The sequence below is a fragment of the Streptomyces abyssomicinicus genome, assembly GCF_008974245.1.
Lineage (GTDB): Bacteria > Actinomycetota > Actinomycetes > Streptomycetales > Streptomycetaceae > Streptomyces > Streptomyces abyssomicinicus.
Genome location: NZ_BBZI01000008.1, coordinates 401,410 through 415,900, shown reverse-complemented (window position 1 = coordinate 415,900; position 14,491 = coordinate 401,410). Strand labels below are relative to the sequence as shown.

Genomic DNA, 14,491 nt, shown 5'->3' with positions numbered 1-14,491 from the left:
TCCGACGCTCACCCGCGCAGGAAACCCACGATTCCGCCGGAAATGCCCTGCGCGGCCTTCTGACGCCACGCGCCGCTGGTCAGCAGCGCCGCGTCCTTGCTGTTCCGCATGTTGCCGCACTCGATGAACACTTTGGGGACCTTCGACAGATTGAGACCGCCCAGATCCTTCCGCGTGACCAGACCGGTGCCGTCGCCCACATAGTCGGAGGGCGCGCTGCCGGTGGCCCGCACGAAGTTGCCCGCGATGCGTTCTCCCAGCTCGCGGGAGGGCGCGACGATGCCCCGGGTGTCGGCGCCGCCGCCGGTGACCGGGCCGGGCAGGATCACGTGGAAGCCGCGGGCGCCCGCCGCGGAGCCGTCGGCGTGCACCGAGACCACCGCGTCCGCCTCCGCCTCGTTGCCGATCCGCGCCCGCTCGTCGATGCAGGGACCCCACGGGCGGTCACCGTCCTGGGTCAACTTCACGGTGGCACCCTGCTGTTCGAGCAGGGCGCGCAGCCTCCGCGACACGTCCAGGGTGAACCTGGCCTCCGCGTAACCGGCGTTGGTGGCGGTGCCGGTGGTGTCGCACTCCTTGGCGCCGTTGCCGATCCGCACGGTGCGGTTGATCTCGGCGGTGTGCGCCGCGTTCCCGGTGTTGTGACCCGGGTCGATCACCACGACCTTGCCCTTCAACGGCCCCGACCGCGCAGGGGGCTTGGCCGTGGACGCGGCGGACGGGGAGGAAGTGCCGGACGTGGAGGGGGACTTCGAGGGCGCTTCCGGGGAACCGCCGGGCGTGGCCGGGGAGTCGGGCGACGCGGAGGCGGCGGCCCGCGAACCGTCCCCGTCACCGCTCACCACCCGCTGGACGGCCACCCCGGCGGCGGCCAGCGCCACCACCAGGGCGGCGAGCAGCGCGCGGCGGCCGCGCCGGGAGGGCGGCGACGGACGGGGATCGAATTCCGGACCTGCGTACGACACGGGGCGAGCCTAACGGGGCGAGCCCGGCCGGGTCTCAGACCCCCGGCCCGGTCCGCCGCAGAACCCGCAGCGTGCCGGTCGCCGAGACCTCGGTGAACGCCCCCGACGCCAGCGCCCTCAGGTACACGCGGTACGGGGCCTGGCCGGTGAACTCGTCGAGCTTCACCGGGAAGACGTCGTGGATCACCAGCAGTCCGCCCTCGGCCACGTGCGGCGCCCAGCCCTCGTAGTCGGCGTTCGCGTGCTCGTCGGTGTGCCCGCCGTCCACGAAGACCAGGCCCAGCGGCGCCCCCCACACCGCCGCCACCTGCGGCGAACGGCCGACCATCGCCACCACGTGCTCCTCCAGCCCGGCCCGGTGCAGGGTGCGGCGGAAGGCCGGCAGGGTGTCCATCAGCCCGATCTCAGGGTCCACCGTCTGCGGGTCGTGGTAGTCCCAGCCGGGCTGCTGCTCCTCGCTGCCCCGGTGGTGGTCCACGGTGAGCGCGACGACCCCGGCACGGCGGGCGGCGTCCGCCAGCAGGATCGTGGAACGCCCGCAGTAGGTGCCCACCTCCAGCAGCGGCAGGCCCAGGCGGGCCGCCTGGGCGGCGGCCTCGTACAGGGCGAGGCCCTCGTCCACGGGCATGAAGCCCTTGGCGGCCTCGAACGCCGCCAGGACCTCGGGCGCGGGTTCGGCGGACGCGGACATGGGGCCTCCTCGGGGGTGGTGCGTGCCGGTGCGGTGCCGGGCGGCGCGCGCGGGCACGAGGGCGCGCGGTGGGCCACCGTGAAGGTGGTCCGCGGTACCGCGGTGATGCGCGCCCATGCTGCCGTACGGGCCGCGCCGGTGATCGCCCGGGGCGGCGGAGAGGGAGCCGTCCGCCCCGGTCAGCCCTGGTCCCGGCGCAGGGCGGCGGCCAGCGCCGGGTCGACCACCGTCTCGCCGGTGAGCACCCGGCGGACGGCCGAGGCCAGTTCGCCGACCGGGCCGTCCTTGATGAGGAACCCCGCCGCGCCCGCGGCCAGCGCGCGGCGCAGGTACTCGGGGCGGCCCGCCGTCGCCAGGATCACCACCCGGCAGTCGGGGGCCTGCGCGGTCAGCTCGGCGGCCAGGTCCAGCCCGCCGCGGCCGGGGAGGTCGATGTCGAGCAGCGCCACGTCGGGACGGTGGGTGAGGACCGCGTGCACCACCTGGTCGCCGGACGAGGCCCGCACCACCACCTTCAGGTCCGGCTCCATCTCCAGCAGCATCGGCAGTCCGCCGCGTGCGGTGCGGGTGTCCTCGGCGAGCAGGAGACGGACCGACCGGGCGGGCCGGTGGTCCGGCGGCATCTCGTTCACGGGCTCAGCGTAGGGGCGGCGGTGGTCCGCCGGACGGGTGAGCGTGTCCGCCGGACGGGTGAGATCACGGCCGCGCGGGGCTCGCCTCGCGCAGCAGCCGGACGGTTCGCGGGTACGGGCCGCGCTCCGCCCACTCCAGCGGCGTGAGCCCGGAGCCACCGTCCTCGCGCAGTGCGGGATCGGCGCCGTGGGCCAGCAGCACCCGGACCGTGTCGTCGTGGCCCCAGCAGGCGGCGGCGCACAACGGGGTGCCCTCCGCGCCCCACCCGGCGCTCTCCAGGTCGGGCACGGCTCCCGCCTCCAGCAGCCGCCCCGCCACCGCGGCGGCGCCCTGCACCGACGCCGCGTACAGCGCCGTCGTGCCCTCGGCGTCCCGCCCGTCCGGGTCGGCCCCGGCGCGCAGCAGCGCGGCGACCCGCGCCTCCTGCTCCCCGCCCGCCGCCTCGACCAGGGCACGGGCGAGTCTCTTCCTCTTCCGCCGGTTCACGGTCCGCAGGGTAGGGCAGCGCAGCGCCGGGACGGGCCGGAAGGAGTCAGCCCGCGGCGCCCACCGCGAGGGGGGACTGCTGGAGCGGGACCGGACGGACCGGGGCGGGCCCGGCCGGCGGGGCCCCGGCGGGTACCTCCGCCGGCGGCCCCTCCACCGACGCCAGGCCGCACGGCTCCTCCCGCGTCGCGTACGGCAGCCGCAGCACGCCCTCCCTGGTCCACCCCCCGGCTCCCGTCAGCCACCCGGTCGGCGCGGCCACGTGCCACACCCGGCGGTCCGAGGGCCGCCACAGCCCGATCCAGCTGCCGCCCACGCCGTCCACCCGCAACGCCACCGCGCACGCCTCCGGCGTCAGCACCTGGCCCGGCTGGATCGCGAAGGGCGTCATCACGCACTCCGCGGGACGCAGTCCCTCCGGGAACCGCACCGGCAGCGACGACCCCAGCACACCCCAGCCGAGCCGGTGCAGGCCCGGGGACGGCGCGTCCGAGCGGATCAGCAACAGCCCGCTGTCCGGATCGGCCATCAGCAGGCGGTCGTCGCTCTCCGCCGAGATCTGCAGCAGCGGCGACACCTCGCAGCCGCGCTCCAGGTCCACCACCACGGTCTTGGTGCGGCCGCCCGCCTCACGGTCCAGGGCGAGCATCCGGCCCTCGCGGTCCAGCCAGACGCCGCCGGAGCAGCGGCCCCGGACCTCGCCCAGGTGCTCCGGGCCGCACGGGCCGCCCGCCACCAGCCACACCGCCGTGGACCCGCCGGGGCTCACCGCCACCGCGAAGGCGCGCCGGCCGCCGGGCGCGGGCGGGAGCAGCCGCAGCGTCTCGCCGTCCGGGCACTCCACCGAGCCGGCGGCCAGCTCACCGGTGCCCGGGCCGGTTGGGTAGAGCAGGGAGAACACGTGCCGCGTGCCCGCCCTGCGGTGGATCAGCACCCGGCCGTCGCCCATCGGCTGGACCTCGGCGTCCGGCTCCTCCGGCTGGTTCCCGGGCAGCGGCACCACGTACGGCTCCGGCCCGCCGAGGGCCCACCGCTCGGGCAGCCAGGACTCGCCGTCCGCGGCGAGCGTCAGCCGCGCCGCGTAGGTGCCGTCCCGGGTGAGGACGCAGTCCGGCGGGGGCGGCGGCGCGTACGGGGCGGCGGGCCGCGGCGGCGTCGCCTCGCGGACCCACCGGGACGCGGCGCGCGGAGACGTTTCCCCCGCGGGGCCCGCCGGCACGGCGGGGCGCGCGGCGGCCTCCGCGTTCCTCAGGACCACGGGGCGCATGCCGCGCACGGCGCGGGGCGTGGGCACGGGCCGGTCCCCTCCGGCGGCGTCCGCGGGCCGTGCGGCACGGGGCGCGGACACAGGGGAGGTCCGCGGCGGCGGAGCGGCCCCGGCCGGGCGCACCGCCGCGGCCGGCCCGGCCCCGCGGACGCCGTCCGGCGGTGCGGCGGGCGGTGCGGCGGGCGGTGCGGCAGGCGGTGCGGCCGGCGTGGGCGTGGTCGCCCGCGGGCCCCGCTCCGGTCCCGGCGCGGCCGGGGCCCCGGCCGCCGGGGGCGGAGCCGTCCGCACCCCCCGTGCGCCCTCGGGCGGGGGAACCGCGCCGGGGCTCGCCGCCCCCGGTGCGGCGGGGGCGACCGCCAGCACGTAGGGCGGCGCCGCGGCCGGGACCGCCGGAGGCCCGGCCGTCCCGCGTTCCTGCGCCCCCTGGGCGCCCACATCCGTACTGGTCACGTCGGTTCTGGTCACGTCGTCGTCCCCCGAAGCCCCCGGCTCGACCGCAGTGGAAAGCCTGGGGGAGGCACAGGCTGTCATCCTCGGGTCACCTCCAGTGACGAAACCTAGGTTCGTACGCGCGGCCGGATGAGCCCCCTGCCCCCGCTTCACCCGTACGTGTGGCCGTCCCGTCGTTCCTCCGTCCCGCCGCGCGCCCTTGTGCTGCTCCACCGCCGGTGGGTCCGTGGCCACCGGCGGCCAGGTAGCCTTGCCCCCGTGCCCCGTCTGTCTGAAGTCATCGCCGCCCTGGAGAACCTCTGGCCCGCCGAGCGCGCCGAGTCCTGGGACGCCGTCGGCACCGTCGTGGGCGACCCGGACCAGGAGGTCACCCGCGTGCTCTTCGCGGTCGACCCGGTCCAGGAGATCGTCGACGAGGCCGTGAAGCTCGGCGCCGGACTGCTGGTCACCCACCACCCGCTCTACCTGCGCGGGACGACGACCGTCGCGGCGTCCACCTTCAAGGGCCGTGTGGTGCACGACCTGATCAAGAACGACATCGCCCTCCACGTGGCGCACACCAACGCCGACAAGGCCGACCCCGGCGTCTCCGACGCCCTGGCCGGCGCCCTCGGTCTGCGCGTGCTGCGGCCCCTGGTGCCGGACCGCGACGACCCGGCCGGCCGACGTGGCCTCGGCCGGGTCTGTGAACTCGAAGTCCCCCTCACGCTGCGGGAGTTCGCCGCCCGCGCCGCCGAGAGCCTGCCCGCCACCGCGCAGGGCGTCCGGGTGGCCGGCGACCCCGAGGCGCGGATCCGCACCGTCGCCGTCAGCGGCGGCTCGGGGGACAGCCTCTTCGACGACGTCCGCGCCGCGGGCGTCGACGCCTTCCTCACCGCGGACCTGCGCCACCACCCGGTGAGCGAGGCCCGTGCCCACAGCCCCCTCGCGCTGCTCGACGCGGCGCACTGGGCGACCGAGTGGCCCTGGTGCCAGCTGGCCGCCGCCCAGCTCGACGAGATCTCCGAGCGCCACGGCTGGGACCTGCGGGTCCACGTGTCCGCGACGGTCACCGACCCCTGGACCGCCCACGCGGCGTCCGCCCACCCCACCCACTGACCTCACCCTTCCTGGAGCCCCCAACTGAACGCCGCGCCCGCCGACCAGATCCGTCTCCTCGACGTCCAGGCCCTGGACATCCGCCTCCAGCAGCTGGCCCACAAGCGGCGCTCGCTGCCCGAGCACGCCGAGATCGAGTCGCTGACCAAGGACCTCTCGCAGCTGCGTGACCTGCTGGTGGCCGCGCAGACCGAGGAGAGCGACTGCGCCCGCGAGCAGACCAAGGCCGAGCAGGACGTCGACCAGGTCCGCAAGCGCGCCGCCCGCGACCAGCAGCGTCTCGACTCCGGCGCCGTGTCCTCCCCGAAGGACCTGGAGAACCTCCAGCGCGAGATCACCTCGCTGGCCAAGCGCCAGGGCGACCTGGAGGACGTCGTCCTCGAGGTGATGGAGCGCCGCGAGTCCGCCCAGGCCCGCGTCGCGGAACTCGACGAGCGCGTCGCCGCCGTCCAGGCGAAGCTCGACGACGCCACGGCCCGCCGTGACGCCGCCTTCGGCGAACTCGACGGCGAGAGCGGCTCCGTGACCAAGGAGCGCCAGGTCGTCTCCGCCTCCGTGCCGGCCGACCTGCTCAAGCTGTACGAGAAGCTGCGCGAGCAGCAGGGCGGGGTCGGCGCCGCGCGCCTCTACCAGCGCCGCTGCGAGGGCTGCCAGCTGGAGCTCAACATCACCGAGGTCAACGAGGTCCGCGCCGCGGCCCCGGACACGGTGGTGCGGTGCGAGAACTGCCGCCGCATCCTGGTCCGCACCTCCGAGTCGGGCCTCTAGGCCGGAGAACGGCAAGGGGGCGGCGCTCGTGCGGGAGTTCGTGATCGAGGCCGACGGCGGGTCCAGGGGCAACCCCGGACCCGCCGGCTACGGCGCGGTGGTGGCCGACGCGGCGACCGGCGAGGTGCTCGCCGAGGCCGCGGAGTACCTGGGCGTCACCACCAACAACGTGGCCGAGTACAGCGGTCTGCTCGCCGGGCTGCGCGCCGTGCGCGAGCTCGCCGCCGGGGAACTGGCGGCGGGCGAGGAGGTGGCGGTCCGGGTCCGGATGGACTCCAAGCTGGTCGTCGAGCAGATGTCCGGCCGCTGGAAGATCAAGCACCCCGGCCTCGCCCCGCTCGCCGAGCGGGCGCGCGAGCTGCTGCCGCCCGAGCGGGTCACCTACGAGTGGATCCCGCGCAAGGAGAACAAGCACGCCGACCGGCTCGCCAACGAGGCCATGGACGCCGGCGCGCGCGGCGAGGCGTGGATGCCGTCCGGCCGTCCGGCCCCCACCGAGAAGCACCTCGCCGACCTGCGCGCGGCTGCCAACACGGCCGTCCGGCCCGCCACGCCCGCGGAGGCGACCGGCGCCGAGGCGGGCGCCGCCGGGACCGCCCCTGCGGTAGCCGCCGCCGCGGCAGCCGCCGCCGCGCGTCCTGCCGAACCGGCCCGCGGCCAGGGCTGGTCGGCCCCCGACCTGGGCGCCCCCGCCACCTTCGTGCTGCTCCGCCACGGCGAGACCCCGCTGACCCCGCAGAAGCGTTTCTCCGGCAGTGGCGGCACGAACCCGTCGCTCTCCGAGGCGGGCCTGGAGCAGGCCCGGCGTGCCGCCGGACTGCTCGCCGCCAGGGGCACCGTGCAGGCGATCATCAGCTCCCCGCTGGCCCGCACCCGGGAGACCGCCGCCGTGGTCGCGGACCGCCTCGGCCTCGACGTCACCGTCGACGAAGGGCTGCGCGAGACCGACTTCGGTGCCTGGGAGGGCCTGACCTTCGCCGAGGTCATGGACCGCCACCCCGAGGACCTCAACGCCTGGCTGGCCTCTCCCGCCGCCCGCCCCACCGGCGGCGGCGAGAGCTTCGAGGCGACCGCCGTCCGCGTCGAGGAGGCCCGTGACCGCCTGATCGCCGCCCACGCGGGCCGCACGGTCCTCCTCGTCACGCATGTGACGCCCATCAAGACCCTGGTCCGCCTGGCCCTGGGTGCCCCGCCGGAGTCGCTGTTCCGCATGGAGCTCTCGGCGGCGTCGATCTCCGCCGTGGCGCACTACGCCGACGGCAACGCCAGCCTCCGCCTCTTCAACGACACCTCACACCTGCGGTAGGCGCCGGCGCCGGGTGGCGTGGCCCACGCCAGGGTGCCCTACTCCACGATGTGCTTGGCGTACGCGTCGTCGAGCTCGCGCAGGTCCACGCTGGCGTGCACCGTCACGCCGGGCGTGGGCGCCACGTGCTTGAGCAGCAGTGCGAGCACGGCCTCGGTCAGCTCCGCCTTGACCGCCCCGGTGCGGCCCGGCTTGAGCGCGACGTCGACGTGTATCACCGCGTGCTCGGGGGCCCCGTCGGCCACGAACGTCTCGTCGACGCGGCGGAAGCGGGTCTTGCAGCCGGCGGCGGAGGTCTTGGCGATCTCCGCGACCAGCGGGTGCAGTGCGCGGGCGAAGCCCGGACGGTCGAAGGACGCGGTCAGCGACCCGGAGTGGTCGACGGTGATGTGCGGCATCGGATGCCCCCTGTCAGGACGGAACTCTCTGGCTCCGGCATCCTCTCCCATCGGACGTCCGGCCGGTGACGGACCGGCGGATCCCCCGGACCCGGCGAAGCTGCCGGATCTGCCGGATCCCCTGGACCCGGCGGATCTTCCGGACCTGGTGGAGCTCCCGGGTCTAGTGGATCTCCCGGACGACCACGTCCAGCGCCCACGGCCTGCCGGCCTTCGCCGGGGGCTCGGCCTCCACCGTGTGCCCCAGGTCCCGCAGCGCCTCCACCAGCTCCGCCGGACCCCGCGGGTCCGCGCCGTCCGAAAGCAGGGCGCGGACGATCCGGCCCTTGGTCGCCTTGTTGAAGTGGCTCACCACGGAACGCTTCTCCACGCCGTCCACCAGCTGCGCGTGCAGCACCCGCACGGTGGCCGTCCGGCCCGCGACCTCGCCCTTCGGCTTCCACGCGGCGGCGTACGCCGACGACCGCAGGTCCAGCACCAGGCCGTCCCCGGCGGCCTCAGGCATCGCCGCGGCCATCGGCGCCCGCCAGTGCGCGGCCAGCGCGCCCGCGCCCGGCAGCTTCACGCCCATCGAGCACCGGTACGAGGGGATCGCGTCGGCCACCCCGACCGCGCCCCACAGCCCGGAGAAGACCAGCAGCTGCCGCGCGGCGCCCCGCCGGGCCGCCGCGTCCAGCGTGCCGAGCCCCAGCGCGTCGTACAGCACGCCCGTGTAGATCTCGCCGGCCGGCCGGGCCCCCGCCGTCAGCAGCCCGGCGTTCTTGCCGACCTCCCCGCGCAGCCCCTCGCTCAGCCCGAGCACCTCCCGGGCCTTCTCCTCGTCCCCGGAGCACAGCTCGACCAGCTCCTCCAGCACCGCCCGCCGGGCAGCGCCCAGCGCCGGCAGCGACAACGACTCCAGCCGCACCGGCGCGCCGTCACCGGACGGCGCCTTGCCTTCGGAAGGGGGCAGCAGGACGAGCACGGGGGACTCCTTCGGTGTCGCGGAACCCGGCCAGCCTACGACGCGCGCCCCGCGCCGCGTTCCGTGGTGCGGAGCTGCCGCTCTGTGCCACGATCGAGGTAAGACACCTCGATCTCCTGGACGGTGATCAGCGCATGTCCGACTCTGGCGAGCGACCGAACGGAGGGCGTGACATGACCGCCATGGCACACGAGCCGCTCACGCACAGTGACGTCGTGCTCGAAGGCTTCCTCGCCCTGGACACCCCGGAGGGCTTCCGGGCCGAGCTGATCGAGGGGGAGATCGTCGTGACGCCACCGCCCGACGGGGATCACGAGGACTACATCGACCTGATCCTCACGCAGGTGAAGGCGCGTTCGCGCACGCCCATGCAGTTCTCCGGGCGCAAGGGGCTGAAGCTCAACAGCGGCGGGGCCTGCCCGAAGAACCACGCGATCCCGGACGCGACCTTCGCGCCGACCTCTCTCCGTCTGTTCCGGGGAGCCGAGCCCTGGATGCCGTGCGAGGGTGTGGCCATGGTCGTCGAGGTGACCTCCTCCCGCGCGGTGGCCGACCGGGAGTCCAAGCGGCGCTGTTACGCCCGTGGCGGCGTCCCTTTCTACCTGCTGGTGGACCGCGACTCCTCCTCGCTGACCCTCTTCAGCGACCCTGAGGGCGACGACTACCTGCAGGCCCGCAAGGGCCCCTTCGGCAACCCCATGCCGCTGCCCGAACCGTTCTGCTTCGACCTGGACACGGCCGCCTTCCTCTGACCGTCGCGCCCGCGCCCGCACGGTCGGAGCGGGGCGCCCCGCCCGGTAGCATGGTCCCCACGGCAGACGAGCCGGGCGGGCGGCCGCGTGAGTGCCTCAGGGCGCTCCCGAGGAACGTCCGGGCTCCACAGGGCAGGGTGGTGGCTAACGGCCACCCGGGGTGACCCGCGGGACAGTGCCACAGAAAGCAGACCGCCGGGGATCTCGGTCCTCGGTAAGGGTGAAACGGTGGTGTAAGAGACCACCAGTGCCCAGGGTGACCTGGGCAGCTAGGTAAACCCCACCTGGAGCAAGGTCAAGAAGGGCTCCCTCCGCGAGGAGGGCGCCCTGCGCGGACGATCGAGGGCTGCCCGCCCGAGTCCGCGGGTGGACCGCTGGAGGCCGGTGGCAACGCCGGTCGTAGATGGATGGCCGTCGCCCCGAGGTCCGCGAGGACCTGGGGGAACAGAACCCGGCGTACAGCCCGACTCGTCTGCCATCACGGCCCTGACCTGGGATTCTCCCGGGTCAGGGCCGTTTTGCGCGGGTTTTGCGCGGTTACTGCCATGCCACCGCTACGGCTCCACCGTCCGGACGGTGACGCCCGCCGCGGAGAGCGCCTCCCGCTCGGCGGCGGGGGCGGACGCATCGGTGACCACCGCGTGCAGCGCGGTGGCCGGGGCGACGAAGGCCAGGGCGGTGCGGTGGAGCTTGGCGCCCTCGGCGGCGGCGACGACGCGGCGGGCGGAGGCGATCGCCGTGCGCTTCACGTCGGCGTCGTCCAGGTCGTACGCCGTCAGCCCCTGCGCCGCGTTGAGCCCGCAGCAGCCGATCACCGCGGTGTCGAACCGCAGTGCCGCGAGCGAGGCCCGGGTCAGCGGGCCGGTCAGGGCCCCCTCGCCGGGGCGCGGGCGGCCGCCGGGGACCAGCAGCGTCGTCGCCCGGCCGGACGCCGCGTGGGCGGACGGCTCCGCCAGCGCGTTGACCGCCTGGAGGGACAGCGGCATGACCGTCACCCGCCTGCCCTGCAGCGCCCGGGCCACCTCCAGGCAGGTCGTACCGCTGTCGACGACGACCGACTCGCCGTCGGCGATCAGCCCCGCCACCTCGGCGGCGATCCGCCGCTTCGCCTCCAGCCCTTCCTGCGCCCGCAGGGCGAACGGGGGCTCGTCGCCGCGCAGCAGCAGGCTCCGCGCCCCGCCGCGGTACCGCTCGAGGACGCCCTGCTCGGCGAGGACCTCCAGATCGCGGCGGACCGTCATCTCCGACGCCCCGGTCAGCGCGGCCAGTTCGGCGATCCCGAGGTTGCCCGCGCGACGCACGGCGTCGGTGATCCGCCGCAGTCTCTCCGTGTTGCCCACGCCGGTCATTGAACATCCCGGATGAGCGAAAGGCAATCTTTCAAACATCAACTATGTGAGATACGTTCGCGCCATGGATCGGAAGCTACGCGCCGCACGGCTGGCCACCTTCGCCTACTTCACCCTCAACGGCACCCTGCTGGGCATGTGGATCACACAGATCCCCGACGTGGAGCGCCGGGCCGGCATCAGTCACGCCGTGCTGGGCGGACTGCTCCTGCTGCTGGCGGCGGGCGCCTTCGCGGGAATGCGCGTGGTCGGGCCGCTCGCCGACCGCTTCGGGTCGCGCGTGGTCGTACCCGCCAGTGCCGCGCTGTGCAGCGCGGCCCTGGTCCTGCCGGGGCTGGCCACCGGCACCTGGACGCTCGGCGCGGCCCTGTTCGTGTTCGGCGTGGGCAACGGCTGCCTGGACGTCAGCATGAACACGCACGCCGTGCAGGTGGAGCACGCGCTGCGGCGGCCGGTCATGTCGGCCTTCCACGCCACCTTCTCCCTCGGCGGGGTCCTCGCCGCGCTGGCCGGCGCCCGCGCCCTCGGCGCCGACTGGAGCCCCGCCCAGACGCTCGGCACGGCCGCGGTCGTCGGGCTGGTCGTCACCGGGCTGGCCGCCCCGGCGTTGCTGGCACCGGAACCGCGTCCCGCCGTGAAGGCGGCGGCCGAGGACGGCGGCGGGGCCGCAGCCGGCGGCCGGCGGAAGGCGGCCACCCCCGCGCGGATCTGGGCCATGGCCGTGCTCGCGTTCGCGATGATGCTGGCCGAGGGCGTCGCCAACGACTGGAGCGTCCTGCACCTGAGCAGCGTGCTCGGCGCCTCCGCCCCCACCGCGGCCCTCGCCTACGGCGCCTTCGCCACCACCATGACCATCGGCCGGTTCCTCACCGACCGGGTCGCCGCGCGCGTCGGGGACGTCGCCGTCCTCCGCTACGGCGGCGCCGTGGCCGCGCTCGGCCTGCTGGTGGCCGCGCTGTCGCCCTGGACCGGCCTCGCGCTGGCCGGCTGGGCCGTCTTCGGCGCCGGCCTGTCCGGCTGCATCCCGCAGCTCTTCAGCGCGGCGGGCCACGCCGACCACAGCTCCGCCGGGGCCAACGTCTCCCGGGTCGCGGGCCTCGGCTACCTCGGCATGCTCGCGGGCCCGGCCGTCATCGGCTGGCTCACCCACTTCGTGCCGCTCAACCTGGCGCTGCTGCTCCCCGTCGCGTGCTGTGTGGCGGCGGCCTGCGCGGCGGGGATCCTGAAGCCGCGGCAAGCGGCGGGGGGCGCGGAGGATGCAAGGGACGCGGGGGCGGAGCCCGGCGCGGTCCCGCAGCCCGAAGGGCCGCCGGTGACGCGCTGACACCGACGGGGGCCCGTCCGTCGGCGTGCCCGGTTCTTCGTGCTCAGGCCGAGGAAAGCGGGCACGCCACTCCGTCGGCCCCCCGCACGCCGCGCCGGACCCATCGGGGGTGGGGCGCGTCAGTTCTCGCGGGCCACCGCCACGTAGCTGCCGCTGACGATGCCCTCCTGGCCGGGTACCGGCTCGCCCAGCTCGGGGTGCCGGTCAGTACATCCGCGCGGGATGCGGCCTGCTGGTGTCGATGGCCGGCGCGGCGTCGTCGTGGGTGGGACCGGGCATGGCGAGGCTCCAGGATGTGCTGACGGACGTGCCGACGGAGACGTGCTGACGGAGACGTGCTGACGGGTCGCTGACGGGTCATCAACTGCCGTGCGCAGTATCGCCAGTTGCCGGAGAGCAACGACCCGCCCGGGGTCACGCCACCGGGTGGCCCGCGGCGTCCGTGCGGTCGGACTGGCTGGAGAACTTGTTGAGGAACAGGTCGTACGCGCCGTTGGGGCGCCGGGTGAGCGTGGCGCCGTCCTGCCAGGTGCCGTTCTCCACCCACCACTGCGAGCCCGCCGGGTCTCCCTGGTTCTGGTGGACGTTGTGCATGCCGAGGTCGCCTTCGGGGTCGTCGTCGAAGGGCTCGCCGAAGACCAGGACGTGCTGCCCCGGAACGAGGATCGACTCCAGGGCGAGGGCGGCCTCCACGTTGGAGCCCGCGTGCCAGGGCCGGGAGTCGACGAGCTCGAGGAGGTCCTGGAGCCAGGAGGGCGGGCGCCGTGTGAAGAGGACGCCGGAGCGGTCGGCCAGCTCCGGGTGGCGCAGGAGGTCCAGGGCGCCGGAGTCCGGCGTGCGGGGGAGTTCGTGGTAGCCGGGGGAGGCGGCGAGGGCGGCTGCCGGGCCCAGTGCCACGGCGGGCAGGGTGAAGGTCTTCCAGCGGACGCCCACGGCGGACGCGTGGCTGTCGACGTCCACGGCGCAGTGGTGGCGCCCGGCGGGGGCGTCCACCTCCAGGTTGACGTGGAACCAGCGGCCCTGACTGTCGGGCCGGTCGCGGTGGTGGCGGTGCAGGGTTCCCGACAGCACGCCATAACGCACGAAGGGCATGCGGCCAGTCAACCACCGGGGGCCGGAGCCGCCCGGGAGCACCGGCGTGCCGAACGGGTTGCGTTCACGCCTGTATGCCCGCTGCCGTGCGCGGGTGATCGGCGGGGGCGGCAGCCGCGTGGCCGCCGCCGGGGGGAGCGGAAGGCCGGGAGGGGCCTGTCCGGCGGGTTCCGCCGGACAGGCCCCCTCGTGGCGCGGGTTCAGCGCTTGAGCGTGAAGGTGAAGTCGCCGGAGAGTCTGCCGCTCAGCCGGACCGCCGAGACGAGGCTCCCGTCGGCGACCAGCCGCTCCACCCCGGCCCGCGACAGGCCGCAACCCTCGGCGATCAGCCGTACCGGCCGGACGGGGACGGGCGCCGCGAAGCGGACGGAGACGTCGATCGCCTCGTGGCCCGGATGGTCCGTTCCCCCGGTGTCGAGGCGCCAGGCGCCGTCCCAGTCGAGGGCGATGCGGTTGCGCCGCCGCAGGACCGGGTCCTGGAGCAGTTCGGCGGCCAGCACGGCGTCGTTGGCGTGCAGCCGGTCCAGCAGCCCGGGCCGCACGGAGCGCACGTGCGCCCGTTCGACGACCGTGAGCTTCGCGGTCGCCCCGCATGCGGCGCAGAGGGCGAGGAGCCAGACGTCGATGAGTTTGTGGTTCGCGTTGACACGGAACTTGCCGTTCGCCCGGAAGCGCCCGGACGCGCAGGTGTGGCAACGGCGGAGGACGGTGGGAAGGCAGGTGGGCGTGACCACCCAGTTCTCGAGCACAGCAGTACACCGGTTCCAGTGAGAAATCCGCAGCAAAAAGGGGCGCGGCGCGCAGGCGGCGCGACGCGCGACGATTCAGCGCTCGGGAGGTCTCACACGGTGTACAACGGAACGTCCTTGCCTGGGCGACTCGGTGCGGTAGCACGGTAGTTGTGGAGGACGGCCCCGCTCCAGCGGTTTTCGCGTGCATCGAGGGACC

Annotated in this window: 14 protein-coding genes, 1 other RNA gene and 1 pseudogene; 6 read left to right on the top strand and 10 right to left on the bottom strand. The window is 75.2% G+C overall.

What is annotated here, in order from left to right; all coding sequences use genetic code 11:
* Positions 1–8: 8 nt before the first annotated feature.
* The 5 genes and pseudogenes from GBN72_RS18820 to GBN72_RS18800 all read right to left on the bottom strand — a co-directional run bounded on the left by GBN72_RS18820 (position 9) and on the right by GBN72_RS18800 (position 4,069).
* Entirely contained in the window at positions 9–965 is a 957-nt protein-coding gene (locus tag GBN72_RS18820) for an N-acetylmuramoyl-L-alanine amidase (protein WP_151773008.1), read from the bottom strand.
* A 34-nt stretch (positions 966–999) separates the two neighbouring features.
* Positions 1,000–1,656, bottom strand: a complete 657-nt coding sequence (locus GBN72_RS18815) for a class I SAM-dependent methyltransferase (RefSeq protein WP_151773007.1) — start codon at positions 1,654–1,656, stop codon at positions 1,000–1,002.
* Positions 1,657–1,856: 200 nt separating this feature from the next.
* Positions 1,857–2,279: pseudogene (locus GBN72_RS18810) on the bottom strand (response regulator); the annotation flags it as partial.
* A gap of 73 nt (positions 2,280–2,352) precedes the next feature.
* Entirely contained in the window at positions 2,353–2,775 is a 423-nt protein-coding gene (locus GBN72_RS18805) for an ankyrin repeat domain-containing protein (protein WP_151773006.1), read from the bottom strand.
* Between the two features lie 46 nt (positions 2,776–2,821).
* Complete coding sequence (locus GBN72_RS18800) at positions 2,822–4,069, bottom strand: hypothetical protein (RefSeq protein WP_246212632.1); 1,248 nt, start codon at positions 4,067–4,069, stop codon at positions 2,822–2,824.
* Between the two features lie 681 nt (positions 4,070–4,750).
* Here GBN72_RS18800 and GBN72_RS18795 point away from each other — a divergent pair.
* From GBN72_RS18795 to GBN72_RS18785, 3 genes are read left to right on the top strand one after another with little or no spacing between them, the layout of a single operon-like run.
* On the top strand, positions 4,751–5,590 hold the full coding sequence (locus GBN72_RS18795; protein ID WP_151773005.1) for a Nif3-like dinuclear metal center hexameric protein: 840 nt from the start codon (positions 4,751–4,753) through the stop codon (positions 5,588–5,590).
* Between the two features lie 24 nt (positions 5,591–5,614).
* A complete protein-coding gene (locus GBN72_RS18790) occupies positions 5,615–6,358 on the top strand; it encodes a zinc ribbon domain-containing protein (protein ID WP_151773004.1) in 744 nt (247 codons plus the stop codon).
* Positions 6,359–6,386: 28 nt separating this feature from the next.
* Positions 6,387–7,664 carry a bifunctional RNase H/acid phosphatase gene (locus GBN72_RS18785; RefSeq protein ID WP_151773003.1) on the top strand — a complete coding sequence of 426 codons (1,278 nt, stop codon included), beginning with the start codon at positions 6,387–6,389 and terminating at the stop codon, positions 7,662–7,664.
* A 38-nt stretch (positions 7,665–7,702) separates the two neighbouring features.
* On the opposite strand, the gene GBN72_RS18780 is transcribed toward GBN72_RS18785, so the two are convergent.
* Positions 7,703–8,062, bottom strand: a complete 360-nt coding sequence (locus tag GBN72_RS18780; protein WP_151773002.1) for a 5-carboxymethyl-2-hydroxymuconate Delta-isomerase — start codon at positions 8,060–8,062, stop codon at positions 7,703–7,705.
* A gap of 163 nt (positions 8,063–8,225) precedes the next feature.
* A complete protein-coding gene (yaaA, locus tag GBN72_RS18770) occupies positions 8,226–9,026 on the bottom strand; it encodes a peroxide stress protein YaaA (RefSeq protein WP_151773001.1) in 801 nt (266 codons plus the stop codon).
* A 182-nt stretch (positions 9,027–9,208) separates the two neighbouring features.
* Here yaaA and GBN72_RS18765 point away from each other — a divergent pair, with 182 nt between their 5' ends.
* Both GBN72_RS18765 and rnpB read left to right on the top strand, forming a co-directional pair.
* A complete protein-coding gene (locus GBN72_RS18765) occupies positions 9,209–9,778 on the top strand; it encodes a Uma2 family endonuclease (protein ID WP_151773311.1) in 570 nt (189 codons plus the stop codon).
* A gap of 67 nt (positions 9,779–9,845) precedes the next feature.
* Positions 9,846–10,253: RNase P RNA component class A (gene rnpB / locus GBN72_RS18760), an RNA gene on the top strand.
* A 79-nt stretch (positions 10,254–10,332) separates the two neighbouring features.
* Here rnpB and GBN72_RS18755 read toward each other — a convergent pair.
* On the bottom strand, positions 10,333–11,118 hold the full coding sequence (locus GBN72_RS18755) for a DeoR/GlpR family DNA-binding transcription regulator (protein ID WP_151773000.1): 786 nt from the start codon (positions 11,116–11,118) through the stop codon (positions 10,333–10,335).
* Between the two features lie 73 nt (positions 11,119–11,191).
* On the opposite strand from GBN72_RS18755, the gene GBN72_RS18750 reads away from it, so the two are divergent.
* Positions 11,192–12,451 carry an MFS transporter gene (locus GBN72_RS18750; protein WP_151772999.1) on the top strand — a complete coding sequence of 420 codons (1,260 nt, stop codon included), beginning with the start codon at positions 11,192–11,194 and terminating at the stop codon, positions 12,449–12,451.
* 414 nt (positions 12,452–12,865) lie between these two features.
* Here GBN72_RS18750 and GBN72_RS18745 read toward each other — a convergent pair whose 3' ends face one another.
* Together GBN72_RS18745 and GBN72_RS18740 are read right to left on the bottom strand one after the other, a co-directional pair.
* The gene (locus GBN72_RS18745) at positions 12,866–13,543 is read right to left on the bottom strand and encodes a DUF2278 family protein (protein WP_151772998.1); all 678 of its coding nucleotides are present in this window, start codon (positions 13,541–13,543) and stop codon (positions 12,866–12,868) included.
* Positions 13,544–13,743: 200 nt separating this feature from the next.
* Complete coding sequence (locus tag GBN72_RS18740) at positions 13,744–14,292, bottom strand: DUF1062 domain-containing protein (RefSeq protein WP_151772997.1); 549 nt, start codon at positions 14,290–14,292, stop codon at positions 13,744–13,746.
* Positions 14,293–14,491: the final 199 nt, after the last annotated feature.

Excerpts from the sequence above, each read along its gene's own strand:
- GBN72_RS18815 (WP_151773007.1), bottom strand. The coding sequence starts at position 1,656 with ATGTCCGCGTCCGCCGAACCCGCGCCCGAGGTCCTGGCGGCGTTCGAG.
- GBN72_RS18780 (WP_151773002.1), bottom strand. The coding sequence starts at position 8,062 with ATGCCGCACATCACCGTCGACCACTCCGGGTCGCTGACCGCGTCCTTC.
- GBN72_RS18765 (WP_151773311.1), top strand. The coding sequence starts at position 9,209 with ATGGCACACGAGCCGCTCACGCACAGTGACGTCGTGCTCGAAGGCTTC.
- GBN72_RS18750 (WP_151772999.1), top strand. The coding sequence starts at position 11,192 with ATGGATCGGAAGCTACGCGCCGCACGGCTGGCCACCTTCGCCTACTTC.
- GBN72_RS18745 (WP_151772998.1), bottom strand. The coding sequence starts at position 13,543 with ATGCCCTTCGTGCGTTATGGCGTGCTGTCGGGAACCCTGCACCGCCAC.